At 72.3% G+C, this 24,886-nt stretch carries 24 protein-coding genes and 1 pseudogene; 14 read left to right on the forward strand and 11 right to left on the reverse strand.

Annotation, left to right across the window (positions count from 1 at the left end; translation table 11 throughout):
* Positions 1 to 74 precede the first annotated feature (74 nt).
* Positions 75 to 728 (forward strand): protein-L-isoaspartate O-methyltransferase, encoded by a 654-nt coding sequence (locus JG616_RS05820; protein ID WP_199391992.1) that lies wholly within the window; start codon positions 75 to 77, stop codon positions 726 to 728.
* Positions 729 to 753: 25 nt separating this feature from the next.
* Positions 754 to 2,103: a TolC family outer membrane protein gene (locus JG616_RS05825; RefSeq protein ID WP_199391993.1), complete on the forward strand. Its 1,350-nt coding sequence runs from the start codon at positions 754 to 756 to the stop codon at positions 2,101 to 2,103.
* A gap of 25 nt (positions 2,104 to 2,128) precedes the next feature.
* On the opposite strand, the gene waaA is transcribed toward JG616_RS05825, so the two are convergent.
* A complete protein-coding gene (waaA, locus tag JG616_RS05830; RefSeq protein ID WP_199391994.1) occupies positions 2,129 to 3,433 on the reverse strand; it encodes a lipid IV(A) 3-deoxy-D-manno-octulosonic acid transferase in 1,305 nt (434 codons plus the stop codon).
* A 68-nt stretch (positions 3,434 to 3,501) separates the two neighbouring features.
* On the opposite strand from waaA, the gene lpxL reads away from it, so the two are divergent.
* Positions 3,502 to 4,407, forward strand: a complete 906-nt coding sequence (gene lpxL / locus JG616_RS05835; RefSeq protein ID WP_199362305.1) for an LpxL/LpxP family Kdo(2)-lipid IV(A) lauroyl/palmitoleoyl acyltransferase — start codon at positions 3,502 to 3,504, stop codon at positions 4,405 to 4,407.
* Here lpxL and JG616_RS05840 read toward each other — a convergent pair.
* The 5 genes from JG616_RS05840 to JG616_RS05860 form a co-directional block, all read right to left on the reverse strand.
* A complete protein-coding gene (locus JG616_RS05840; protein WP_199362306.1) occupies positions 4,401 to 5,762 on the reverse strand; it encodes an O-antigen ligase family protein in 1,362 nt (453 codons plus the stop codon). The genes lpxL and JG616_RS05840 overlap by 7 nt on opposite strands.
* Positions 5,746 to 6,873 carry a glycosyltransferase gene (locus JG616_RS05845; protein WP_199391995.1) on the reverse strand — a complete coding sequence of 376 codons (1,128 nt, stop codon included), beginning with the start codon at positions 6,871 to 6,873 and terminating at the stop codon, positions 5,746 to 5,748. The genes JG616_RS05840 and JG616_RS05845 overlap by 17 nt, the downstream gene beginning before the upstream one ends.
* A 25-nt stretch (positions 6,874 to 6,898) precedes the next feature.
* A complete protein-coding gene (locus tag JG616_RS05850; RefSeq protein WP_199362308.1) occupies positions 6,899 to 7,093 on the reverse strand; it encodes a zinc-finger domain-containing protein in 195 nt (64 codons plus the stop codon).
* 62 nt (positions 7,094 to 7,155) lie between these two features.
* Entirely contained in the window at positions 7,156 to 8,067 is a 912-nt protein-coding gene (locus tag JG616_RS05855; RefSeq protein WP_199391996.1) for a hypothetical protein, read from the reverse strand.
* Positions 8,064 to 8,654: a malonic semialdehyde reductase gene (locus JG616_RS05860; RefSeq protein WP_199362310.1), complete on the reverse strand. Its 591-nt coding sequence runs from the start codon at positions 8,652 to 8,654 to the stop codon at positions 8,064 to 8,066. Before JG616_RS05860 ends, JG616_RS05855 begins: the two co-directional genes overlap by 4 nt.
* Positions 8,655 to 8,736: 82 nt before the next feature.
* Between JG616_RS05860 and JG616_RS05865 the strand changes: the two genes are divergently transcribed.
* The 3 genes from JG616_RS05865 (at position 8,737) to JG616_RS05875 (ending at position 11,204) form a co-directional block, all read left to right on the forward strand.
* Entirely contained in the window at positions 8,737 to 9,738 is a 1,002-nt protein-coding gene (locus JG616_RS05865; RefSeq protein WP_343224984.1) for a mitochondrial fission ELM1 family protein, read from the forward strand.
* Between the two features lie 63 nt (positions 9,739 to 9,801).
* Positions 9,802 to 10,287, forward strand: a complete 486-nt coding sequence (locus JG616_RS05870; protein WP_199391998.1) for an Mpo1-like protein — start codon at positions 9,802 to 9,804, stop codon at positions 10,285 to 10,287.
* Between the two features lie 29 nt (positions 10,288 to 10,316).
* On the forward strand, positions 10,317 to 11,204 hold the full coding sequence (locus JG616_RS05875; protein WP_199362313.1) for a DMT family transporter: 888 nt from the start codon (positions 10,317 to 10,319) through the stop codon (positions 11,202 to 11,204).
* Positions 11,205 to 11,216: 12 nt separating this feature from the next.
* Here JG616_RS05875 and JG616_RS05880 read toward each other — a convergent pair whose 3' ends face one another.
* Entirely contained in the window at positions 11,217 to 12,089 is an 873-nt protein-coding gene (locus JG616_RS05880; RefSeq protein ID WP_199362314.1) for an NAD-dependent epimerase/dehydratase family protein, read from the reverse strand.
* 156 nt (positions 12,090 to 12,245) lie between these two features.
* Between JG616_RS05880 and JG616_RS05885 the strand changes: the two genes are divergently transcribed.
* The 6 genes and pseudogenes from JG616_RS05885 to JG616_RS05910 all read left to right on the forward strand — a co-directional run.
* Positions 12,246 to 15,077 carry a monovalent cation/H+ antiporter subunit A gene (locus JG616_RS05885; RefSeq protein ID WP_199362315.1) on the forward strand — a complete coding sequence of 944 codons (2,832 nt, stop codon included), beginning with the start codon at positions 12,246 to 12,248 and terminating at the stop codon, positions 15,075 to 15,077.
* Positions 15,077 to 15,436 (forward strand): Na+/H+ antiporter subunit C, encoded by a 360-nt coding sequence (locus JG616_RS05890; RefSeq protein ID WP_199362316.1) that lies wholly within the window; start codon positions 15,077 to 15,079, stop codon positions 15,434 to 15,436. The genes JG616_RS05885 and JG616_RS05890 overlap by 1 nt, the downstream gene beginning before the upstream one ends.
* Positions 15,436 to 16,986, forward strand: a complete 1,551-nt coding sequence (locus tag JG616_RS05895; RefSeq protein ID WP_199362317.1) for a monovalent cation/H+ antiporter subunit D — start codon at positions 15,436 to 15,438, stop codon at positions 16,984 to 16,986. Before JG616_RS05890 ends, JG616_RS05895 begins: the two co-directional genes overlap by 1 nt.
* 44 nt (positions 16,987 to 17,030) lie before the next feature.
* Positions 17,031 to 17,474: a Na+/H+ antiporter subunit E gene (locus JG616_RS05900; RefSeq protein ID WP_199362642.1), complete on the forward strand. Its 444-nt coding sequence runs from the start codon at positions 17,031 to 17,033 to the stop codon at positions 17,472 to 17,474.
* A gap of 68 nt (positions 17,475 to 17,542) precedes the next feature.
* Positions 17,543 to 17,785 (forward strand): K+/H+ antiporter subunit F, encoded by a 243-nt coding sequence (locus JG616_RS05905; protein WP_234446655.1) that lies wholly within the window; start codon positions 17,543 to 17,545, stop codon positions 17,783 to 17,785.
* A pseudogene (locus JG616_RS05910) lies at positions 17,782 to 18,093 on the forward strand (Na+/H+ antiporter subunit G); the annotation flags it as partial. The gene JG616_RS05905 and the pseudogene JG616_RS05910, both read left to right, overlap by 4 nt.
* A 74-nt stretch (positions 18,094 to 18,167) precedes the next feature.
* Here JG616_RS05910 and JG616_RS05915 read toward each other — a convergent pair.
* The 4 genes from JG616_RS05915 to hppD form a co-directional block, all read right to left on the reverse strand.
* A complete protein-coding gene (locus JG616_RS05915) occupies positions 18,168 to 19,121 on the reverse strand; it encodes a sodium:calcium antiporter (RefSeq protein WP_199391999.1) in 954 nt (317 codons plus the stop codon).
* A 73-nt stretch (positions 19,122 to 19,194) separates the two neighbouring features.
* Entirely contained in the window at positions 19,195 to 19,821 is a 627-nt protein-coding gene (locus JG616_RS05920) for a lectin (protein WP_207748955.1), read from the reverse strand.
* Between the two features lie 86 nt (positions 19,822 to 19,907).
* Positions 19,908 to 21,203: a homogentisate 1,2-dioxygenase gene (gene hmgA, locus JG616_RS05925; RefSeq protein ID WP_199362645.1), complete on the reverse strand. Its 1,296-nt coding sequence runs from the start codon at positions 21,201 to 21,203 to the stop codon at positions 19,908 to 19,910.
* A 379-nt stretch (positions 21,204 to 21,582) separates the two neighbouring features.
* Positions 21,583 to 22,683: a 4-hydroxyphenylpyruvate dioxygenase gene (gene hppD / locus JG616_RS05930; protein ID WP_199362320.1), complete on the reverse strand. Its 1,101-nt coding sequence runs from the start codon at positions 22,681 to 22,683 to the stop codon at positions 21,583 to 21,585.
* A gap of 78 nt (positions 22,684 to 22,761) precedes the next feature.
* Here hppD and JG616_RS05935 point away from each other — a divergent pair, with 78 nt between their 5' ends.
* Together JG616_RS05935 and JG616_RS05940 are read left to right on the forward strand one after the other, a co-directional pair.
* Positions 22,762 to 23,238: a MarR family transcriptional regulator gene (locus JG616_RS05935; RefSeq protein WP_199392000.1), complete on the forward strand. Its 477-nt coding sequence runs from the start codon at positions 22,762 to 22,764 to the stop codon at positions 23,236 to 23,238.
* Positions 23,239 to 23,250: 12 nt separating this feature from the next.
* On the forward strand, positions 23,251 to 24,858 hold the full coding sequence (locus JG616_RS05940; RefSeq protein ID WP_199392001.1) for a sulfotransferase: 1,608 nt from the start codon (positions 23,251 to 23,253) through the stop codon (positions 24,856 to 24,858).
* The last annotated feature ends 28 nt before the right edge of the window (positions 24,859 to 24,886 follow it).

Consider the following 24,886-nt stretch of genomic DNA (forward strand, 5'->3'; position numbering starts at 1 on the left):
CGATGCTGTCCCGGCCAATCCCGGCGATTCGACGTAAAATGGCCGGTCCCCCCGATCAGCCAGGCTCCGACACCATGACCCTCGATTTCGCCAAAGCCCGTGAAGCCATGGTCGAGCAGCAGGTCCGCCCCTGGGACGTGCTCGATCCGCGCGTGCTCAACGTGCTTCTGCGCCTGCCGCGCGAGGCCTACGTGCCCGAGGCGCACCGTGCGCTGGCCTATGCCGACATCGCGCTGCCGCTGGCGCAGGGCGAATCGATGATGAAGCCGGTGGTCGAGGGCCGCGTGCTGCAGGCGCTCGCGCTGGACGGAACCGAGGACGTGCTCGACATCGGCACCGGCAGCGGCTTCCTGGCCGCCTGCCTGGGACGCCTCGCGCGCTCGGTGACCTCGATCGAGCGCCATGCCGATCTTGCGGCCCATGCACAGGCGACGCTGCTCGCCCAGGGCGCGACCAATGTCTCGGTGGCGCACGCCGACGCCTTCGCCTGGGAGCCGGGCCGCCAGTTCGACGCGATCGTCGTCGGCGGTGCCGTCGACAGCATCCCCGAGCGCTTCCTCGGCTGGCTGCGCCCGGGCGGACGCCTGTTCGTGGTCCGCGGCCGCGCGCCGGCAATGGAGGCGGTGCTGGTGCATGCCGACGTCAACGGACCGCGCCTGGAATCGTTGTTCGAAACCGACCTCGCCTACCTGGCCGGAGCGGCGCCCGTCCCGGCGTTCTCGCTCTGACCGCCGCCCCCACAAGGACTCCCCGATGACCCGTCGTCCCCTCGCACTCGCGCTTCTCCTCGCCCTGCTGCCCGCCGCGGCCTCGGCCGAAGACCTGCTGCAGACCTACGAGCTGGCACGCAGCAGCGACACCCAGCTGGCGATCTCGGAGTCCAGCCGCGACATCTCGCGCGAAGGCCGGGTCCAGGCGCGCGCGGCGCTGCTGCCGCAGATCAACGGCAGCGCCTCGCTGAGCCGCAGCTACGCCGCCGGCGTCGACGGCGACGCGCGCCGCCGCAGCATGGGCGTCGACCTCAGCCAGACGGTGTTCGACCTGGGCGCGATCTCCAACCTGCGCGCCCAGAGCGACCTCGACGTGGCCGCCGGCTTCGACCTCGACGCCGCCAACCACGAGCTGATCACCCGCACCTCGGCGGCGTACTTCAACGTGCTGGTGGCGATCGAGACCCTGGCCGCGTCCGAGGCCGCCGAGGCCGCGCTGCAGAAACAGTTCGACTTCGCCGACAAGCGCCTCGAGGTCGGCCTGGCGCCGATCACCGACGTGCACGAGGCGCGCGCCCAGTACGACGCCGCGCGCGCCAACACCATCCTGTCGCGCAATGCGCTGGAAGACGCCTACCAGGCGCTGGCGGAAATCACCGGGCGCCCGGTGCGCACGCTGCGCGCCCTGCCGGAGGACTTCCAGCCGCAGGCGCCCGAGGGCGACGGCCTGGGCCGCTGGCTGGCCACCGCGATGGAGAACAATCCGTCGCTGCGCGCGGCCGAGTACGCCCTCAGCGCCTCCGAGCACAGCGTCAACACCGCGCGCTCGGGCCACCTGCCGCGGCTGACGCTGGGCGCGGGCTATGACAACGGCGCGGCCTGGGGCGACCTCGGCCCGGGCGGCGTGGGCGGCACCTCGACCGGCGAAGGCCACAGCGTGGGCCTGACCCTGACCGTGCCGATCTTCGCCGGCGGCGCGACCCAGTCGCAGGTCCGCCAGGCGCTGTCGCGCCGCGACATCTCCGAGCAGCAGCTCGAGCAGTCCCGCCGCTCGCTGGACCGCAACACCCGCAACGCCTACCAGACCGTGGTCGCCGGCGTGTCCGAGATCGCCGCCCGCCGCCAGGCGCTGGTCTCCGCCCGCAGCGCCTACGAGGCCTCGCAGGTCGGGCTCGAAGTCGGCACGCGTACCGTCGTCGACGTGCTGATCAACCAGCAGAACCTGTTCAACGCCGAGCGCGAGTACGCCCTGGCCCGCTACAACTTCCTGCAGAACCGGCTGCTGCTGGCGCAGGCCGCCGGCACCCTCGGGATCGACGACGTGCAGGAGATCAACCGCCTGCTGACCGCCGAGGCCGCGACGCCGGACACCCAGGTCACCAGCGGCGGCTGAGTCCGGCCGCCCGCTCCGCGCACGCTCAGGCCGGCGGCAACGCCGGCCTGATCATGTCCAGGGTCAGCGCGAGCGCACCGCGGCCTTCCTTCACCAGCCGCTGCCCCTCGACCACCATCGCCGCGCGCGCGGCCTCGTCGCCCAGCAGCGCGTCCAGCTCCGCCACCACCGCGTCGGCATCGGCGCCGATGCGCAGCGCGCCGGCCTCGTCCATGCGCTGGGCGATGTCGGCGAAGTTGTGCAGGTGCGGACCGGTGACGACCGCCACGCCGAGCGCCGCGGGCTCGAGCAGGTTGTGCCCGCCCACGGCCTGCAGGCTGCCGCCGACGAAGGCGACCTCGGCGCAGGCGTAGAAGTGCACCAGTTCGCCCAGGGTGTCGATCACGAACACGTCGTCGCCGCCGTCGGGCCACTGGGTCAGCTTGCGCGTCGCCACGCGCCATCCCGCCTCGACGCAGGCCTGCGCGACGGGCCGGAAGCGTTCCGGGTGCCGCGGCGCCCACAGCAGGAGCAGGTCCGGCCAGCGCGCGCGCAGCCGCCGGTGCATGGCGATCACCGCGGCCTCCTCTTCGGGGTGGGTGCTGGCGGCGATCCAGGCCCGGCGCCCGCCGCTGTGGGTGGCGAAGGCGGCCGCCGTGCGGCGCGCGGTTCCGTCGATGCGGATGTCGAACTTGAGGTTGCCGAGCACCGACACCGCCTCCTGGTGCGCGCCGAGCAGGACGAAGCGCCCGGCGTCGGCATCCGACTGCGCGGCAACCCCGGCCAGCGTGCGCAGCGCGCGCCCGACCAGCGGACGCAGCGCGCGGTAGCCACGCAGCGAACGCTCCGACAGCCGCGCGTTGACCAGGTAGGCGGGCACGCCGTGGTCGCGGCAGCAGAACAGCAGGTTCGGCCAGAGTTCGGTTTCCAGCACCAGGGCCAGCCGCGGGCGGAAGTGCGCCAGGAAGCGGCGCACCGCGCCCGAGAGGTCGTATGGCAGGTAGACGTGCTCGACGCGGTCGCCCCAGAGCGCGCGCACGCGCGTCGATCCGGTCGGGGTGATGGTGGTGACCAGCAGGCGCAGGTCCGGCCGCTCCTCGAGCAGCGCGTTGACCAGCGGCGCGGCGGCGTTGACCTCGCCCACGGAGACCGCGTGCACCCAGATGCAGCCGTCCAGCGGCGGCGTGCGGTAGGCGGCGTAGCGCTCGCCCCAGCGCTCGAGGTATTCGGCCTGGCGGAAGCCGCGCCAGATCAGGTGGTAGACGGTGACCGGCGCCAGCACATACAGCATGGCCGAGTACAGGCCGCGCAGCAGGCGTTCGACGGCGCGGTCTCGGGGGGTGGCCTCCATGCACCAAGGATAGCGAAGCCGCCGCGGCAGCGGGCGGCCGGTGCCGCGTACGCCGGTAGAATCCAGCCATGACCACCCACGCCGACACACCGCCGCTGGGCCTGCGGAACTGGCCGACCTGGATCGGCATCGGCGCGATGGCGCTGCTGGCGCGCCTGCCCTGGACGCTGCAGCGCGTGCTGGGCCGCGCGATCGGCGTGCTGCTGCAGCGCGTGCTGCCGGCACGCCGCCGCGTGGCCGCGCGCAACCTCGAGCTGTGTTTCCCGGAACTGGACGCGGCCGCGCGCGAGGCGCTGCTGCGCGAGCACTTCGCCGCCATCGGCACCGGCCTGTTCGAGTTCGCGCGCGCCTGGTGGGGCTCGGTGGCGCCGCTGCGGCGCGGCCTGGTGGTCGAAGGCCTGGAACACATGGAGGCCGCGCGCGCCGGCGGCCGCGGCGTGATCGTGGTGAGCGGCCACTTCACCACGCTCGAGGTCTGCGGGCGGCTGATGTGCGACCACGTGCCGCTGGCCGGCATGTACCGCCCGCACGCGCAGCCGGCGATGGAATGGGCGGTGCGTCGCGGACGCATGCGCTATGCCGCCGCGATGTTCCCCAAGCAGGACCTGCGCGGCACGGTGCGCCACCTCAAGCGCGGCGGCCTGCTGTGGTACGCGCCCGACCAGGACCCGAGCCGTGGCGAAAGCGTGTACGTGCCGTTCTTCGGACGCCCCGCCAACAGCCTCGCCTCGACCCACCAGCTGGCGCGGATGTCGGGCGCCGCGGTGCTGTTCTTCCAGCATGCGCGCCGCGCCGACGGCGGCTACACGCTGCGCCTGTTCCCGGCCGCCGAGGGCTTTCCCTCGCGCGACGCCACCGCCGATACCGCCGAAGTGATGGCCGCGATCGAGACCATGGCGCGCGCGGCGCCGGCGCAGTACCTGTGGATCCACCGCCGCTTCAAGCGCCAGCCGGACGGCAGCTCGGCCTACTGAGCGGGCGCCGGCGTGGCGGCGTCCGGGTCCGGTGGCGCCTGGCCGGCGCGCGCCAGCAGGCTGCCGGCATACAGCGCCGCCAGCATCAGGGTCAGCGCGCCCCAGAAGGTGGAATAGAACGCCAGGTGGGTGTTGAGCGGGAACACCGTCACCAGCAGCGCGAGCATCGCCGGACGCGCGCGTTCGCGGGCGGCGGCCGAGGCGAAGCGCCACGCACGCAGCGCCAGGGCGACGCCCGACAGCCACAGCAGCAGGCCGACGATGCCGGTCTCGCTCAGCACCTCGAGCACGATCTGGTGCGCGTGCAGCGCAGGGCCGGCACCCCAGGCCGCGGGTGCGCCAGCCTCGGGGTCACAGGCCGGGAAGGCTTCGCGGAAGCCGCGCGCGCCCACGCCGTTGAGCGGATGCTCGCGCACCATGCAGAGCGCCGCGCCCCAGATCCGCGTGCGCCCGGACAGCGCGGCATCGACCCCGGTGGAGCTGGCCTGGAAGGCCTGGGTGGTGCGCTCGAACCGGTCGCGCACCTCGGGCGAGGTGATCGCGATCGCCAGCGTCACCAGCACGCCGCCGGCGAACACGCCGAGCAGGCGCTTCCATCCGAGCAGGCGCCAGCCCGACAGCAGCAGCACCAGCGCATAGGTGAGCCACGAGGCGCGCGAACCGGCGAACACGATCGCGACCCCGATCGCGGCGGCCGCGACGACCCAGCCGAGCGTGCTCCAGCGCCGGCCGGCGGCATACAGCGCGAACGGCGACAGGCTCGCCAGCACCACGCCCAGCTTCAGGTTGCAGGGCCCGAGCACGCCGCCCAGGCGGTCGGCCTCGGCCAGTTCGTCGAGGTTGCACATCGGCCGGCCGCTGATCGCCTGCTTGGCGGCATCGATCCCCCAGAACAGCGGGCTGGTGTCGAAGGCCACCTCGACCAGCGCGTCGAGCGTCCAGATCGCGACGATGACCGCGAGCCCGGTGAAGGTCAGCCGCCGGCCACGGTCGTCGGCCACGGCGATCGCCACCAGCCACAGGAACGGCAGGTAGCGCAGGTCGACGGCAGCCTCGCGCAGCGCGCGCCCGGCATCGACCGAACCCACCGTCGACAGCAGCTCGGGCAGCCAATAGGCGAAGAACAGCACGCTGGTCAGCGCCCACGCCGGGCCGCTGAGCAGCTGCGCGCCGCCGCGGAAGCGGCTGGCGGCGAGCTTGATGATCGCCGCCAGCGCGCCGAGCACCACGATGCCTTCGGCATAGCCCGGTGCCGGCCACAGCGCGACGAAGGCCAGTACCCAGTGCGGCGCCCAGCGCCAGCCGGTGGCGGCGCTCCTGTGCGGTGGAATGGCGGCGTCAGCGGAGTTCGTCATAGACCGAGAGCGTGGCGTCCTGCATGGACCGGAGCGTGTAGCGGCGGGGCAGCGCTGGAATCGTAGCCGCTGCGGACGCGCCGCGGGCGAGCAGCGCGCCCGCGCCGGCGTGCAGCGCGGACGCGTCGAAGGGCTGGACCGTGCCGGCGGGCTGCAGCTCGCGCAGCAGCTCGCCCGCGCCACCGTGGTCCCAGCCCAGCACCGGGCGGCCGCTGGCCAGCGCTTCGATCACCGTGCGGCCGAAGGCCTCGGGCTTGCGCGAGAGCTGCAGCACCAGGTCGCAGGCGGCGTAGGCCGCGGCGATCGCGGCGGTGGGCGGCGTGATCGCGAGCGCCCCGGCCACGCCGAGCACGGCCGCGCGGGCCTCGAGCTCCGCGACGTAGGCCGCGCGCGCCGGGTCGCGGGCACCGGGCATCCACAGCCGGGCATCGAGGCCGTCGGCGCGCAGCGCGGCCAGCAGCTCCAGGGCATCGGCATGGCCCTTCAGCCGCGTGCCGCGCCCCGGGAGCAGCAGCAGCGGGCCATCGCCGGCCAGGTTCGGCGCTTCGAGGGCGGCGGCGGCGCGCGCGGCGCGGTCCGGGAAGGCCGCGCGGGGAAACGCCGCCGGATCGATCCCGCGCGGGATCACCCGCAGCCGCGCCGGGTCGGTGTCCGGGTAGTGGCGCAGGACGTAGTCGCGGACGGTGTCGGAAACGCAGACCACGCGCTCGCCGCGCACCATCACCCGGCTGTAGCGCGAGGGCGAATTGAGGCCGTGGACCGTGGTGGCGAAGCGCGGACGCGACGCGACGGGCAGGCCCTGCAGCGCGCGCCAGCCGATCCACGCCGGCAGGCGCGAGCGCGCATGGACGATGTCGACGCCCTGCTCCGCCATCAGCCGTCGCAGCGGCCGCACCAGGCCGAGGGTCGCGAGCGACTTGCGGCCGAGGTCGAGTTCCACATGCTCCGCGCCGCTGGCAAGCAGCGCGGGCAGCAGGCGTCCGCCGGCCGAGGCGACGAGCGCGCGGTGTCCCGCCGCGACCAGGGCCGCGGACACTTCCAGGGTGGAACGTTCGACCCCGCCGGACTCGAGGGCCGGCAGCAGCTGCAGGACGGTCAGCGGCCGGGGCACGTGCCGGCGGCCCGCGGCGCCGCGCTCAGTCGACCAGGACGAAATGGGCGCCGCAATACGGGCAGTCGGACTGGCCGCCTTCGCTCTCGATCGGCAGGTAGACGCGCGGATGCGAGTTCCACAGCGCCATCGCCGGCAGCGGGCAGCTCAGCGGCAGGTCGGCGCGACGCACCTCGTACTGCTTCTCGGCGTTGGCGGGCTGCGGCTGGGCGGTGGACATCGTGGCGTGACCGGGGCTGGGGAACCGCGACAGTTTAGCCTGCCCCGGCGGCGCGGGTCCGCTCAGGCCGGAAGGGCGACGAGCAGCACGCGGGCCGGACGATCGCCAGCGGCAGCCACGGCCACGGGCGCCAGCCCGTCTGCGGGCCAGGCCATGCCGTCTCCCGCAAGCAAGCGCAGACCGGGATCGGCGACGGCCGCCGGGGCCTGCACGACCAGCTCGCCGTCGATCACCTCCAGCCAGTACCGGCCGGCAGCGCACACCGGCAGGTCCAGGCTGGATCCCCGGGCCAGGCAGGCCGACAGCAGTTGCGCCCGCAGACGGATGGGCAGCGGGTCGGCCGACGCGGGCGAACTCGCGGCAGCGGCAGCGGCAGCGGCAGCGGCAGCGGCAGCGGCAGCGGCAGCGGCAGCGGCAGCGGCAGCGGCCGGAGTTTCGACCGCCGCGGATGCGCCCGCCACGGGTCCCTCTCCCGCGGCCAGCAGCGTCCACGCGGACGCGGATGGAGCCGCATGCTCCGCATCGAGCGCAGGCGAAGCGGCCCGCAACTCGATCCGCGGCGGCGCATTGACCCGATCGGGCTGCAGCCAGGCTTCGACCAGGCGCAGGGGCTGCGTGGACGAGGCGTTGGCCAGCCGCACGACCACGCCGTGGCCGGCCCCGATGTACAGGGCTGCGCCGGCCTCGACGCGCTGGCGGCCGAGTTCGCCGCAGTCGGCGTCCATGGCCCCGGACAGCACCAGCAGCAGCCGCTCCATGTTGGCGACCCGGCCCTCGTCGCGCGCGGCACCGGGCGGCCAGGACTGGGTCGACAGCACGCGCAGCGCGCCCCAGCCCATCCAGGCCGGATCGATCGCGTCCGCGCGGGAAAAGGCTTCGACCGCGTCGATGCCACCGGCACCCGCGACGTGGCCGCGTGCGCCGGCGCGCCGCAGCCGCGGCCCGCCCGGAACCTGTCCGGCAACGGCGCTCATTCGATGCGCGCGGCCTCGTCGAACGACAGCCGCGGCGAGCGCGGGAACAGCTGCGCCGCATCGCCATGGCCGAGGTTGACCAGGATGTTGGAGCGGACCGACGTGCCGGCGAAGAACGCGGCGTCGACCATCGCGTTGTCGAAGCCGGTCATCGGACCGCAGTCCAGGCCCAGCGCGCGCGCGGCGAGGATCAGGTAGGCGGTCTGCATGCTCGAGCCGCGCAGGCCGACGCGATCCAGCCGCGCCTCGTCCGAATCCGCGAACCACGAGCGCGCGTCGGTGTGCGGGAACAGCACCGGCAGCTTGTCGAAGAACGCCATGTCGTGGCCCACGATCACGGTCACCGGCGCGGCGAGGGTCTTGTCGCGGTTGCCGTCGCTGAGTGCGGGCGCGAGCTTCGCCTTGGCCTCGGGCGAACGCACGAAGACGAAGCGCGCGGGACAGGCGTTGGCCTCGGTGGGCGCGAACTTCACCAGGTCGTACAGCGCGCGCAGGGTGGCGTCATCCACCTCGCCACCGATGGCGTTGTGGGTGCGCGCTTCGCGGAACAGGCGCGCGAGCGTGGCGTCGGACAGCGCTTCGGACATCAGGATCCCTCGTGGTTCGGTGCAGTGGAGCGCCAGTGTAGAGTCCCGGCGGAGTTCCCACGTCCCACGGCCGCAACGCATGGTGTCGATTCCCGCAGATGGCGCTGCACCGCGCACCCTGGCGCTGAGCGATGGCCGCGCCGGCAATGCGCGCCAGGCGCTGGCGCTGGCGCAGGCGCTCGCACTCGCGGCTGCCGGCCACGTGCTGGAACCGCGGGCGCCGTGGCGCTGGCTGGCGCCGCGCAGGAGCCCGGGCGACCGCCATGCGTTCGGCCCGGCGTTCAGTGACCTGCTGTCCGCGCCGCCGGCGCTCGCGGTGGGCTGTGGACGCCAGGCGGCACTGGCCACCCGCCTGCTGCGCGGGCACGGCGCGCGCGTGGTCCAAGTGCTCGATCCGCGCCTGCCGCCGCGGCACTGGGACCTGGTCGTGGCGCCCGAACACGACGGCCTCCGCGGCGACAACGTCATCACCCTGGCCGGCAGCCTGCATCCGGTGGACGACGCGTGGCTGGCGGAGGCTCGCCGCGCACTCCCCGCGCTGGCCGCCCTGCCCGCGCCGCGGATCGCGGTGCTGGTGGGCGGCCCCAGCGGCCACGCCGGCTTCGGCGTGGAGGAGTTCGATACGCTGCTGCGCGACGCCGGCGCCATGGCGCTGCGCGAAGGCGGCAGCCTGATGGTGGTGGCCTCGCGCCGCACGCCCGACGCGGTGCGCGCCGCGCTGCGTGCCTGGTCGCCGCCGGTCCCCGCGCGCAGCTGGGCCGATGCGGGCGACGGCGCCAACCCGTATGCCGGCATGCTGGCCTGGGCCGACCTGCTGGCCTGCACGGCCGACTCGGTCAACATGCTGTCCGAGGCCTGCGCCACCCGTGCGCCGGTCTTCGTCCACCGGCCCACGGCGATGCGCGGGCGTCCGCGCCGCTTCGTCGATGCCCTGCTCGCGCGCGGGCGCATCCGGCCGCTCGACGCGGCGGCGATGCCCTTCGAGGCGCTGCCCCTGCGCGAGACCGCGCGCGTCGCCGCCGAAGTCCGGGCGCGGCTGGGCCTTGGGCCGGGCATCCCGGACGCCGCCCTCCACGACGGCTGAGGACCCGCCAGCCGCGCCCGCTTTTGGCCTATGCTCTGGCGAGACACGCGCCGGGGAGCCCGCATGGCAGCGCAGGGACACGCAGACCGCCCGATCGACCGCTGGTTCGACAGCTATTCGGGCGACCATCGCAACCACACCAACCAGGCCATCCACGTGCTGGCGGTCCCGGCGATCGCGTGGAGCGTGATCGCCCTGCTGTGGTGCATCCCCGCGCCCGGCACGCTGTTCCAGCCGGGCATCTGGGCCGCGCTGCCGATGTTCGCGGCGTGGCTGTTCTACCAGCGCAGCTCGCGTGCGCTCGGCGTCGGCATGCTGCTGGTGTTCGTGGCGTTCTCGGCGCTGACCTGGTGGCTGTTCGCCGAACTGGGGCGAGGCGGCCTGCTGAAACTCGCGATCCCGGTGTTCGTCGTCGCCTGGATCGCGCAGTTCGTCGGCCACAAGCTCGAGGGCCGCAAGCCGAGCTTCCTGACCGACCTGGTCTACCTGCTGATCGGACCCGCCTGGGTGCTGGCCAAGCTCTACCGCCGGCTCGGCCTGCGCTGGTAGGCCGCGGGCCGCGCGGGTGACAATGCCGCATGTCACCTCGCGACCTCCTGCTGGTCCTGGCCATCTGCCTGGCCTGGGCGGGGAACTTCCTGTTCTCCGCCTATGCCCTGCTCGAGCTGCCGGCCTTCCTGTACACCGCGCTGCGCATGTCGATCGTGGCGCTGGTGCTGGCGCCCTTCCTCAAGCCGGTGCGGCGCGCGCAGTGGCCGCGCTTCCTGGCCGTGGCCGTGTGCATGAACGTCCTGCATTTCGGCCTCAGCTTCTGGGCGCTGCGGCTGGCCGGCGAGCTGTCCGCGGTCGCGATCGTGATGCAGAGCTACGTGCCGATGTCCGCCCTGCTGGCATGGGTGGTGCTCGGCGAGCGCTTCGCCTGGCGCACCGGCACCGCGATCGCGGCGAGCTTCATCGGCGTGATGGTGATCGGCTTCGATCCCTCGCTCATCGACAAGCCCGCGGCGATGCTGGCGATGCTCGCCTCGGCCGCGTTCCTCGCCCTCGGCACGGTGCTGATGCGCCGGCTGGGCGGGATCGGCCTGGTCACCCAGCAGGGCTGGAGCGCGCTGATCGCGATCGGGCCGCTGCTGGCGATCAGCCTCGCCTTCGAGCCGGGCGGGCTGGCCGCGCTGGCCGAAGCCAGCCCGCGCGCCTGGATCGGCGTGGCCTATTCGGCGCTGGTGGCCTCGCTGCTGGGCCACGGCGTGTACTTCCTGCTGCTGCAGCGCCATCCGGTGGCCCAGCTCACGCCGTGGCTGCTGCTGACGCCGCTGCTGGCGGTCGGGCTGGGCATCGTGTTCTGGGGCGACGAGCCGGGTCCGCAGCTGTGGATCGGTGGCGCACTGGTGCTGGGCGGCGTGGCGGCGATCGCGCTGCGCGCGCTGGCCAAGGCGCGCCCGCTGCCGCCGGCGCGCGAGATCTGAGCGCCGCTGCGCTCATCGCGCCTGGAACATCGCCGCGTCGGGATTGAAGGCCCGCGGGGCGTGCCCCAGCGCCCTGGCCGCCGGCGCGAGGTCGAACACCAGGTCCTGGCGCAGGCGCGCCTGCGCTTCGGCGCCGAAGCCCTGCAGCCGGCCGGTGGCGCGCAGCGCGCCGGCGAGCAGCGCGAACAGCGGCGCCGGCAGCTCCACCAGGCGCGCGGGTGGCTCCAGGGCCGCCAGGACGCGCGCGACCATGTCGCGATAGGCCAGGGTTTCGCCGCCGGGCAGGTCATAGCCGCGGCCGCCGGCGCCGCGCGCGGCCAGCGCGGCCAGCGCGGTCGCCGCCAGGTCGTCCACGTGCACCGGCTGGCGCAGGCCGACGGCGCCGCGCGGAAGCGGGAACGCCCCGGCCCGCCGGGCCATCGCCGCGATGCGGGTCAGGGTCTGGTCGCGTCCGGCCCCGTAGACCAGGGTCGGGCGCAGCACGATCGCCGTCGTGCCGCGCGCCTTCGCGGCGGCGAACAGCGCGCCTTCGGCCGCGGCCAGCCGCGCCGCCAGTCCGCGCTCGCCGTCATCCGCCGAGCCGCGCTTGACCGCCAGGCTGGTCGACCCGAAGGCCACCACGCGCGACGCGTCGATGCCGGTGCGCGCCTGCCAGTGCGCGAAATGGTCCAGCGGGCCGCAACTGACGATCGCATCGTAGCGGCGCGCCAGCGCGGGCATGGCGTCGAACCCGCCGCGCAGCCAGCGCAGTCCCGGCGCCGGCACCTGGTCGCTGCGCGACAGCGCATCGACCTCCCAGCCCGCGTGCAGCAGGCGCGCGAGCACGGCCGCACCCACCTGTCCGCTTCCGCCGAACAGCAGCGCACGCGCGCCCGTGGCGCTCACGCGAACGGCGTCCGGTGGCGCATGGCGATGGCGGCTGCAGTGGAACGCATCGACGCAGGATAGGCGACGCGGCCACCGGGGCGTGACATCCCGCGCTGCTAGAATCGGCAGGGCCGTGCGGAGCGCGGCGTCCCCCTGCAAGACCCAAGGACACTGATGCTTGAACTGATGCTGGCCCTGCCATTCGTGCTGGCGCTGGTGCTCGCGATCCTGCGCGATGCGCCAGCCCGGGCGGTCGCGTGGCTCGCCGGTCTCGCGCCGCTGCTGGCGTTGGCGGTGCTGGCGTGGCTCACGCCGTCGGTGATGGCCGGCGACATCCCGCGCGCGATGCACGAATGGCTGCCGCAGGCCGGCCTCGCCTTCAGCCTGCGCCTGGATGGCCTGGGCTGGATGTTCTCGCTGATGGTGCTGGGCATCGGCGCCCTGGTGGTGCTGTATGCGCACTACTACCTCGGCCCGCAGGAAAAGACCCGCCGCTTCTTCTGCTTCCTGCTGGTGTTCATGGGCGCCATGCTGGGCATGGTGCTGTCGGGCAACCTCCTGCTCACCGTCGTGTTCTGGGAGCTGACATCGATCAGCTCGTTCCTGCTGATCGGCTTCTGGTTCCATCGCGACGATGCCCGCGAGGGCGCGCGCATGGCGCTGACCATCACCGCCGCCGGCGGCCTGGCGCTGCTCGGTGGCGTGGTGCTGATCGGACGCGTGGTCGGAAGCTACGAGCTCGACGCGGTGCTCGCGGCCGGCGACGCGATCCGCGCCGACGCGCTCTATCCCTGGATCCTGGGCTTGGTGCTGGCCGGCGTGTTCACCAAGAGCGCGCAGTTCCCGGTGCATTTCTGGCTGCCGCACGCGATGGCCGCGCCCACGCCGGTCTCCGCCTACCTGCACTCGGCGACGATGGTGAAGGCCGGCGTGTTCCTGCTCGCACGCCTGCATCCCTCGCTCGCCGGCACCGACCTGTTCTTCTACGTGGTCTCCAGCGTCGGCGCGCTGACGCTGCTGATCGGCGCCTGGAACGCGATCTTCCAGCACGACATCAAGGGCGTGCTGGCGTACTCGACCATCTCCCACCTCGGCCTGATCACCCTGCTGCTGGGCCTGTCGACGCCGATGGCCGTGGTCGCGGCGATGTTCCACATCCTCAACCACGCCACCTTCAAGGCCTCGCTGTTCATGGCCGCCGGCATCATCGACCACGAGACCGGCACCCGCGACATGCGCCGCCTCGGCGGCCTGCGCCGGCTGATGCCCTACACCAGCGCGCTGGCGATCATCGCCTCGCTGGCGATGGCCGGCATCCCGCTGCTCAACGGCTTCCTGTCGAAGGAGATGTTCTTCGCCCAGGCGCTGGAGATCGAGGGGCACGAGGAGATGCGCGGCTTCATCACCGTCGCCGCCTTCCTGTTCGCGACCTTCGGCGTGGCCTACAGCCTGCGCTTCGTCCGCGACACCTTCCTCGGCCGCGGGCCGCGGGCCGTGGACACGCCGGTGCACGAGCCGCCGCGCTTCATGCAGGTGCCGGTGGCGATCCTGGTGGTGACCTGCATGGCGGTGGGCATCGCGCCGCAGTGGACCGTCGGCCCGGCGCTGGAGACCGCGGCGCGCGGCGTGCTCGGCGACGCGCTGCCCGACTACAGCCTGGCGGTCTGGCACGGCATCAACACGCCGTTGCTGATGAGCCTGGGCGGCGTGGTCTGCGGCGTGCTGCTCTACCTCGGCCTCGACCGCGTGCTCGACCTGCATGCGATCGTGCGCCAGTCGCAGGGGCGCCGGCTGTTCCACCTCAACATCGAGGCGCTGTTCCGCCTCGGCCGCCGCTTCACCCACACCGTCGCCAACGGCAGCATGCAGCGCAGCCTGCTGTGGCTGGTGCTGGTGGCGATCGCCGCCGGCGCGGCGCCCTTCGTCGCCGCCTGGGGCGAACCACGGCCGCCGGTCGCGTTCGTCTCCCAGCCGATGGTCCGCCTGGCCTGGGTGCTGTGGCTGCTGCTGGTGTGCAGCGCGCTGGCGACGCTCGCGCTGTACCGCAACCGGCTGCTGGCGGTGATCATCATCGGCGGCTGCGGCCTGGCGGTCAGCATGACTTTCGTGGCGCTGTCGGCGCCCGACCTCGCCCTCACCCAGCTGCTGGTGGAGCTGGTGACCGTATCGCTGATGCTGCTGGGCCTGCACTACCTGCCCAAGGATTCGCCCCCAGAGCGCTCGATCTGGCGGCGCCTGCGCGATGGCGCGGTCGCACTGGTGGCCGGCGCCGGCACCGCCGCCCTGGCCTGGGTGATGATGACCCGCCCGCCGATCAACGGCGCCGCCGCCGAGATCACCGCGCGCGCGCTGCCCGAGGCCTGGGGCAGCAACATCGTCAACGTGATCCTGGTCGACTTCCGCGGCTTCGACACCCTGGGCGAGATCACCGTGTTCGGCATCGCCGGGCTTGCGGTGCACGCCATGCTGCGCCGCGCGCGCATGGCGCCCGAGAAGGTCATGCCCGGCCCGCCGATCAAGCTGCCGGTGCCGGCCGACCTGGCGCAGATGATGTTCCCGCTGACGCTCGTGGTCTCGATCTTCCTGTTCCTGCGCGGCCACAACTCGCCCGGCGGCGGCTTCATCGCCGGCCTGACCCTGGCGGTGCCGCTGCTGATCCAGTATGTGATCCAGGGCGCGGCGTCGGTCGAGGCGCGCTTCGGCTTCGACTACATCCGCGCGATCGGCCTGGGCCTGCTGATCGCCCTGTTCGGCGGCGCCGGGGCGATGCTGCTCGACCTGCCCTTCCTGTCCAGCGGCCATTACGACCTCGAGCTGCCGCTGCTGGGCACGATCCCCCTGGCCAGCGCCGCCGTGTTCGATCTCGGCGTCTACCTGGTGGTGTTCGGAAGCACGATGCTGATCCTGTCGATGATGGGCACGCTCAAGCCCTCCAAGAAGATGATCGCCCACCGCGGCACGATCGACCCGGCCACACGCTCGGCCATCACCGGGGAGGCCATCTGATGGAAATGGCCATCGCCAGCGGCATCGGCGTGCTGGTCTTCGCCGGCGTCTACCTGATCCTGCGCGCGCGCAGCTTCGACGTCGTCCTCGGCCTGACCCTGCTGTCCTACGCCACCAACCTGCTGATCTTCTCCAGCGGCCGCCTGGTCGTGGGCAAGCCCCCCGTGCTGCAGCCCGGCCTGGATGCCACCCTGGCCAACCACGCCGATCCGCTGCCGCAGGCCCTGGTGCTGACCGCCATCGTGATCTCGTTCGCGATGACCGCGGTGGCCATCGTCCTGGCCATGCGCAGCCGCGCCGACAACGACAGCGACCATGTCGATGCCGGCGACGTGCGCGACGACCGGGAGCAGCGCTGATGACCCACCTGCCGATCCTCCCGATCCTGCTGCCGCTGCTGGGCGGCGCGCTGTCGCTGTTCGTCGAGCACCGGCGCGTGGGCACCGTGGTCCAGCGCTCGGTGGGCTGGGTGTTCATGCTTGCCACCGTGCTGGTCTCGGCGCTGCTGGTGGCGCGCGCGCACCAGGGCTCGGTGCTGGTCTACCTGGTCGGCGACTGGCCGGCCCGGATCGGCATCGCGCTGATGGTGGACCGGCTCTCGGCGATGATGGTGCTCACCAGCTCGCTGCTGGGCGCGGCCTGCCTGCTGCATGCGTGCTCGGGCTGGGACCGGCGCGCGCCGCACTTCCACGCACTGTTCCAGCTGCAGCTGATGGGCCTCAACGGGGCCTTCCTCACCGGCGACGTGTTCAACCTGTTCGTGTTCTTCGAGGTGATGCTGATCGCCTCCTACGGCTTGCTGCTCTCCGGTGGCCGTGGCGTGCGCATGAGCGCGGGCCTGCACTACGTGGCCTTCAACATCGCCGCATCGACCCTGTTCCTGATCGCGCTGGGCCTGGTGTACGGCGTCTTCGGCACGCTCAACATGGCCGAGCTGGCGGCGCGCGTGGCCGAGGTGCCGGAAGCGAGCCTGCCGCTGGCCAAGGCCACCATCGGCCTGCTGCTGGCGGTGTTCTGCGCCAAGGCCGCCCTGTTGCCGCTGTACCTGTGGCTGCCCGAGGCCTACACGCGCGCACCGGCGGCGGTCGCGGCGCTGTTCGTGATCATGACCAAGGTCGGCATCTACGCGGTGCTGCGCGTGGGCTCGCTGGTCCTGGGCGACCACGCCGGTCCGCTGGCCGGCTACGGCTGGGAGTGGATGCTGCCGGCCGCGGTCGGCGGGCTGGCCCTGGCCACGCTCGGCGTGCTGGCCGCCTCGCGGCTGCGGGTGCTGGTGGCCTATATCGTGATCGTCTCGGCGACGACGCTGTTCATCGCCTTCGGCCTGCGTTCGGCCGGCACCATCGCCGCGGGCCTCTATTACCTGGTGCACAGCACCTTCGTCGCGGCGGCTCTGTTCCTGATCGCCGACCTGGTGCGTCGCGGGCGCGGCGATGCCGGCGACGCGCTGCGCGCCTTCGTCCCCGCGCCCGGCGTGCGCGTGATGGCGGGCGTGATGTTCCTGGTGGGCGCGGTCTCGGTGGCCGGCCTGCCGCCGCTGTCGGGCTTCATCGGCAAGACGATGCTGCTGCAAGCGGTGCCCGAGGCCGACATCCAGTGGGCCTGGCCGGCGATCCTGGGCAGCAGCATGCTGGTGATCGTGGGCCTGACCCGTGCCGGCACGCGGATCTTCTGGAAGCCCGCACCGGTGCAGGCGTCCCTGCCCGGTGACCTCCCGCGCAACGCACGTGGCCGCCTGAGGCTGCCCGAGACCGTCGCCACCATGCTCCTGCTGAGCTACGGCGTGGCGATGTCGGTGGCGCCCGGACCGGTGACCGCCTACACCCGCGCCACCGCGGACCAGCTGCTGGCGCCGTCGACCTACATCGAGCAGGTGCGCGCGGCCATGCCGGCGAGGAGGCTGCCGTGAACCGCCGTGCCTTCCTGCCCTCGCTGCCGCTGACCCTGGCGATCATGGCGTTCTGGCTGCTGATGGTGTCGGAGATCAACGCCGCGCAGTTCACCCTGGCCCTGGTGCTGGGCCTGGTGATCCCGCTCTACGCCACCCGGATCGACCGCGAGTTCGCCCGCTTCGGCACGCTGCGCCCGCTGCCGAAGCTCTTCGTGGTGCTGCTCTGGGACATCCTGATGTGCAACGTGCGCGTCGCGCGGCAGGTGCTGGCCAAGGAGTCGCGGATCCACTCCGGCTTCATCTGGTATCCGCTGGAGATCGGCAACATCCACGGCATCACCGCGCTGGCCTGCTGCATCACGCTCACCCCGGGCACCGTGACCGCCGCGCTCTCCGACGACCGCCGCTACCTGCTCGTGCATGTGCTCGACCTGGCCGACGAAGCGACGCTGGTGGCCGACATCAAGCGCCGCTACGAGCGCCCGCTGATGGAGATCTTCCCGTGAACACGCCCGAATTCGCCGGCCTGCACCTGTTCGGCCACAGCCTGATCGACGTCGCCATCGGCGTGTCGATGTACGTGGTCGGCGCCTCGATGCTGCTCGCGCTGTGGCGCCTCTTGCGCGGCCCCACCGTGCCCGACCGCATCCTCGCTTTGGACACGCTCAACGTCACCGCCATCGCCGAGCTGATGCTGCTGGGCATGTACCTCAAGACCGCGATCTATTTCGAGGCGGCGCTGATCATCGCGATGCTGGGCTTCGTCACCACGGTGGTGCTGAGCAAGTACGTCATCCGGAGGGACATCGTCGAATGAACGTCTTCTGGGAACTGCTGCTGGTGGCCCTGCTGCTGGTCGGAAGCTTCTTCCTGCTGATGGGCGGCATCGGCCTGGTCAAGCTGTCCGAGTTCTTCCGCCGCCTGCACGCGCCGACCAAGGCCAGCACCCTCGGCGTCGGCTGCGTGCTGGCCGCGTCGGTCGGCTACCACCTGTTCCTGGGCAGCGACCCGCAGCCGCGCGAGCTGCTGATCACCGCCTTCCTGCTGATCACCGCGCCGATCAGCGCGCACCTGATGTCGAAGGCCGCGCTGTCGCTGCGCATGGACGAATGGCCGCAGCTGCCCGGGAAGTCGGACGAGGACACGCACGTGCCACCGCGTCCCGACGGCGGCGACGACGAGGGATACTGAGCCGCGCCTCAGCGCAGGAGCGCGAGCTCCAGCACCACCCAGGCCGCGAAGGCCGCCAGCAGCAGCCCGCCCTCGCCGCGGCTGACCGTGGTGTTGCCGCGCAGAAGCGGCACCAGCAGCAGCGCGAACAGGAAGGCCACCGGCAGCTCCAGGCGCACGAACGAGGCTGGCACCGGCACGGTGCCGCCGACCGCCGCCATGCCGCCCAGCACCAGCAGCAGGTTGAAGACGCTCGAGCCGATGACGTGGCCGGCCACGATGTCGCCCTGGCCGCGGCGCGCGCCGGCCACCGCCGCGGCGGCCTCCGGCAGCGCGGTCCCGATCGCCACCAGCACCAGGCCGGCGACCAGCGAGTCCATGCCCAGCGCGTGCCCGATCACCGGCACGTGGCCGACGATCCACCCTGCGCCCAGCCACAGCAGGGCCGCGGCCACCACCACCCGGATCACGTTGAGGCCGGTGCCGCCGCGGGTGGCGATGAAGGCATCGACTTCGGCCCGGACCTCGGGCGATTCGTCGCCGGCGCGCATGGCGGTAAAGGCCACCACGGCCGCGAAGGCCAGCAGCAGGATGACGCCTTCGATGCGCGACAGCCCGCCGTCCAGCGACATCAGCGCCACCGCCAGCGTCGCCAGCAGCAGCACCGCGAGCAACGGCGAGAGCGCGCGCCAGCGCAGCACCAGCGGCGCCGCGAGGGCCGCCAGGCCGAGGGTCAGGCCGATGTTGACGATGTTGCTGCCCACCGCGTTGCCGAGCGCCAACGCGCGGTCGCCCGACACCAGCGCGCGGGCGTTCACCGCCAGCTCCGGAAGCGAGGTGGCCACCGCCACCAGGCACAGGCCGACGGTGAACGGCGGGATGCGCAGGCCCTGCGCGAGCCCGGAGGCGCCCTTGACCAGGGAGTCACCGCCCAGTCCCAGCAGCAGCAGGCCGAACAGGGTGAACATGATCGCTTCGAACATCGGGCTTCCCCTCAGCGCGGTTGGAGACGGACCGCTCCCGCGGGAGCGGCGATGGCCGTGACGGCCGCGGCGCTCAGCTGCAGCCTTCGACGTAGCCGATCTGCGGCGCAAGCCCGACGCGCCAGCTGGTCACGCGGCCGGCGGCGTCGAGTTCGAAGACCAGCTGCGAGGGCAGCGTGCCGGCGTCCTCGGGGCTCATCAGCACCTTGCCGCCCTCGACGTACTTGTGCGGCATCGACTCCAGGCGCGCGCCGTACAGCCCGGCCAGCGCGGCCTCGTCCATGCCGACGCGGCCGCCGCCGGGCGCGGTGATCTGGTCGGACTCGGCGCTGTAGCGGACGAAGATGTCGTCCTCGAACATGAAGGCGAGCTGCGCCGGGGTCTCCTGCCCCGCCGGACTCAGGTGATGGCAGGCCATCGGATCCTCCGCGGGCCCGGCCGGCTCCAGCGGATTGCCGGTCCAGTCCGTGCGCGCTTCTTCGGCGGACATGCCGAAGTCAAGCACGGCGTAGCCGTCCATGCGCGAATCGCCGGACGCCGGGATCGCATCCGCTGCACCCGGAGGTTCGGTGCCGGGCTCGAGCGCCTCGATGGCCGCGGTGGACGCGTCCACCGCCGCGGCGGTGTCACGGTCGGCGTTGCAGGCAGCGAGGGCAAGGACCAGGGCGAGCGGCAGGGCGGCGGTACGGATCAGGCGCATGCGTGGGGCTCCGGAAGCGGGAGCCCAAGGCTACGACAAAACCGGGCGCAGGCGACATGCACGCCGCCGGCAGCGCGGGGCGGGCGTCACCCCGCGCGGAAATGCCGCTGCAGGCCGGCCCAGCAGGCCTGGTACTGCTGCTGCCGGTGGGCGGCGTCGAGCGCCTGGCGCGTTGGCCGGATCACGCCGCGGGTCTCGAACATGAAGGCCATGGTGTCGCTGATGACGTCGGGCCTGGAGAGGTCGGCCGCCGAAGCCTTTTCGAAGGTCGCGGCATCCGGGCCGTGGCCGGTCATGCAGTTGTGCAGCGAGCAGCCACCCGGCGCGAAGCCCTCGGCCTTGGCGTCGTAGGCACCGTGCACCAGGCCCATGAACTCGCTGGCGACGTTGCGGTGGAACCACGGCGGACGGAAGGTGTCCTGGGCCACCAGCCAGCGCGGCGGGAAGATCGCGAAGTCCATGTTGCTGGTGCCGGGCGTGTCGCTTGGCGAATGCAGCACCAGGAAGATCGACGGATCCGGGTGGTCGTAGCTGATCGAGCCGATCGCGTTGAAGCGCCGCAGGTCGTACTTGTATGGCGCGTAGTTGCCGTGCCAGGCGACCACGTCCAGCGGCGAGTGGCCGATCGCGGCGCGCCAGAGGTGGCCCTGGAACTTTGCGACCAGCTCGAAGTCGCCCTCGTCCTCCTCGTACGCGGCCACCGGGGCCAGGAAATCGCGCGGGTTGGCCAGGCCATTCGAGCCGATCGGTCCGAGATCGGGCAGCTGCAGCAGGGCGCCGTAGTTCTCGCAGACGTAGCCGCGCGCAGCGCCGCCGCCCTGCCCGGCCCCGGGAAGCTCGACGCGGAAGCGCACGCCGCGCGGGATCACCGCGATCTCCTGGGGCTCGACCTCGAGCACGCCGAGCTCGGTGGCGATGCGCAGCCGCCCTTCCTGGGGAACGATCAACAGTTCGCCGTCGGCGCTGTAGAAGAAGCGCCCCTGCATCGACGCATTGGCCGCGTACATGTGGATGCCGACGCCGGTCCCGGCCGCGGACCCGCCGTTGCCGGCCATGGTGAACAGCCCGTCGACGAAGTCGACCCGCTGGCCGTCGGCCGGCATCGGCAGCGGATCCCAGCGCAGCTGGTCGGGCGTCACCGGCCCGGCGCAGAAGTCCTCATGCAGGCGCGGCTGCGACACCAGCTCGAAGCTGCCATGCATCGCCGCAGGCCGGATCCGGTACAGCCAGCTGCGCCGGTTGGCATGCCGCGGCGCGGTGAACGCCGTCCCGGTGAGCTGCTCGGCATACAGGCCATGCGCCACCCGCTGCGGCGAATTCCGCCCCACCGGCAGCGCCCCGGCCACCGCCTCGGTGGCGAACTCGTTGCCAAACCCCGACATGTATCCGACCACGGTTGTCTCCTGGAAAGCCTTGACGCTTTTTTTGCCACGGATTGACGCTGAAGGCGCGGATTTGCACGGATAAAGCAGGAGCTATCGGGAAAGAGCGGGAGCCTTTTTTTGCCACGGATGACGCGGATGACGCGGATTGCGCGGATCTGGCCGAGGCGAGAACGAGGCCGAAAGCCCATTGAAGGAATAAGCCGATGCGGGGCGTGGTGTTTGCGCTGGCCCCGCACTGATCCGCGTCATCCGCGTCATCCGCGTCATCCGCGTCATCCGTGGCCAAACGCCCTTCGCTTTCTCCGCCTTTTCCGCCTTTCCGCTCTATCCGCGCAAGTCCGCCTTTATCCGCGCAAATCCGTGGCCAAAGCCGTGTCTACAGCACGCCGCGGCGCATCTGGTCGCGCTCGATCGACTCGAACAAGGCCTGGAAGTTGCCTTCGCCGAAGCCTTCGTTGCCCTTGCGCTGGATGATCTCGAAGAAGATCGGGCCAAACGCGTTCTGGCCGAAGATCTGCAGCAGCAGGCGCTTCTTCGTTTCCATGTCGGCGTCGATCAGGATCGCGTTCCTGCGCAGGCGATCGACGTCCTCGCCGTGGTCGGGCACGCGCTGGTCGATCACGTCGAAATAGGTGTCCGGTGTGTCGAGGAAGGCGATGCCGGCTTCGCGCATCTTCTCCACCGACTCGTAGATGTCGTCGGTGAACAGCGCGATGTGCTGGATGCCCTCGCCCTTGTAGTCGCGCAGGTATTCGTTGATCTGGCTCTTCTCGTCGGACGACTCGTTGAGCGGGATGCGCACCACGCCGTCCGGCGCGGTCATCGCCTTCGACAGCAGGCCGGTCTTGGAGCCCTTGATGTCGAAGTAGCGGATCTCGCGGAAGTTGAACAGCGTCTCGTAGTAGTCCGACCACTTCTGCATGTTCCCGAGGAACAGGTTGTGCGTGAGGTGGTCGATGAAGGTCAGGCCGAAGCCGCGCGGATGCTGGTCCACGCCCGGCAGCGGCTCGTAGTCGGCGTAGACGTCGGCGCCGTCGTCGACCAGGTAGAGCATGCAGTCGCCGATGCCCTTGATCGCCGGGAAGTCGACCGCGCCGGTGTCGGCCTTGTGGTCGGCCTTCTCGCCGCCGTTGGCGAGCACGTGCTCCAGCACTTCGGCGCTCGGACGCTTGAAGCGGATCGCGAAGCCGCAGGCCGAGGGGCCGTGGCTGGCGGCGAAGCCGGACGCGAAGGAATCGGGCTCCTCGTTGAGCAGGAAGTTGATCGTGCCCTGGCGGTACAGGGTGATCGCGCGCTGGCGGTGCCGGGCGACCGCGGTGAAGCCCAGCTTCTGCAGGTAGTCGCGCATCGAATCGGCGCGGCCGGCGGGCGCTGCGAACTCGACGAACTCGAAGCCGTTGATGCCCATCGGGTTTTCGAAGGTGGTGACCTGCATGCCGAGGTTCGGCTGGGTGCTGGCCTGGGTCTGGGCGCTCATGGCGGCTCCTGGCAGTGGACGGGGAGGGGTCGACTGTTATAGTTTCAGATGAAACCAGTTGCAAGGCGCGACGCAGCAATGAACGCAACTCCTCCGCCCCCTGCCGCAGACGACGACGGCGCCGCGATCCTCGATCTCGAGCGCTTCATTCCCTACCAGCTGAGCGTGTTGTCGAATGTCGTCAGCCAGGAGATCGCCGAAGCCTACGGCGACCGCTTCGGCCTGGCGATCACCGAGTGGCGGATCCTCGCCGTGCTGGGGCGTTTCCCCGGCATGTCGGCGGTGGGCGTGGCCGAGCGCAGCGCCATGGACAAGGTCGCGGTCAGCCGCGCGGTCGCGCGCCTGCTCGAGCGCGGGCTGCTGCATCGCGAGACCCACGGCGACGACCGCCGGCGCTCGGTGCTCGAGCTCAGCGATGCCGGCCGCGAGGTCTACTCCGAAGTCGCCCCGCTGGCGCTGTCCTACGAACGCGAACTGCTGGCACCGCTGAGCGACGAGGAGCGCGTGCAGTTCTCGCGCATGCTCGATCGGCTCGGGGAACGCTACGGTCTCTGACGCCTCGCGCTGATGTCGTCCGTCCCCGGCCCCGGCGCTCCCGATCTTCTGCACGCCGACGCCCGGCAGCGCGCCGACGCGCTGGCCGCGGCCCGCGACTGGACCGGCGCCGCTTCGGCCTATGCCGCGCTGGCGGCGGCCACCCCCGATGACGCCGGCGCCTGGATCGGACTGGCCACTGCCAGCGGCCGCGCCGGCCACTATCGCGACATGCACGCCGCTGCGCTGCGCGCGGATGCGGCCGGACCGCGTGGCTGGCCGCACGCGCTGGCGCTCGCGCGCCTGCTGCGCGGCCTGCATGAAACCCGTGCGCTGGCCGAGCTGTCCGCGACGCTCGGCGGGCACGCGGATGCACCGCCCGTCGACGACCTCGTCGCCCTCGCCGATCTGCTCGTCGACGAAGACCTGCACCGGGAGGCGCTGGCCTGGCTGGACCGCGCCGTGACGCGCGAGCCCGGGCACGCGCCGGCACGCTACGTGCGCGGCAGCGTCCGGCTGTTCCTGGGCGACATGCCCGGTGCGCGCGAGGACCTGCAGCAGGCGATCGCCGCCGCGCCCCATTTCGCGCACGCCCACCGCCGGCTGTCGCAGCTGCGCGCCGAGGACCGCGTGGGCGCGCCCGTACGCATCGCGCGGCTGCGCAAAGAGCGCGCGCGCGTCGCGCCGGGCAGCGAACACGACATCCACTTCAGCCATGCGCTGTTCGACGAGCTGCACGACCTCGGTGAACACGCGCAGGCCTGGCCCGAGCTGGAACGCGGCATGCGCGCCAAGCGGGCGACGCTGCGCTATGACGCCGGCGACGACCTGCGGCTGGTGGATGCGATCCGCGCGCGCTGCGATGCGGACTTCGTCGCGCGCGCGGGACACGTGGCCGACCGTGACGCTCCAGCGCCGGTGTTCATCGTCGGTCTGTTCCGCTCGGGCTCGAGCGTGCTCGAGCGCATGCTCGGCGGTCATCCGTCGGTGTCCGAAGGCGGCGAGAGCATGGGCTTCGCCGCGGCGCTGCGCCTGGCGGCCGACCACCGCGCCCAGGGTCTGGTCGACACGACGCTGCTGGAGCGGCTGGACGCGGTCGACTGGCCCGCACTGGGCCGCGACTTCATGGCCGCGAATGCGTGGCGGGCCCGCGGCCGCGCACTGTGGACCGAGAAGCTGCCGACCAACTCGCTGCTCCTCGGCTGCATCGCCCGCGCGCTGCCACGGGCGCGCTTCATCCACACCACGCGCGCGCCGATGGACGTGTGCTTCTCCAACCTGCGCATGCTCTACGGCGGCTTCGCGCGCTGGTCCTATGACCAGGGCGAACTGGCGGCCTGGCACCAGGCGCACGCGGCCTTGATGTCGCACTGGCGGGACGTGCTGGGCCCGAGGGTGCTCGATGTGCGCCACCACGAGCTGCTGCGTGATCCCGAGGCCACGATGCAGCGCGTGACCGGCCATCTCGGCCTGGCCTTCGATCCCGCGGTACTGAAGCCCGAACGCAGCGGCGGCGCGGTCGCCACCGCCAGCGCCGCGCAGGTGCGCTCGGGCCTGCGGGCGCCGCGCGCGCCCGACTGGCTGCCCTACCGCGACCACCTCGGCCCGCTTGCCGCCGGCCTCGGCGTCACGCTGGACTGAACTCCGCGCAGAAAAAACCGCGCCCCGG

Source organism: Luteimonas sp. MC1895 (genome assembly GCF_016457215.1).
GTDB lineage: Bacteria > Pseudomonadota > Gammaproteobacteria > Xanthomonadales > Xanthomonadaceae > Luteimonas.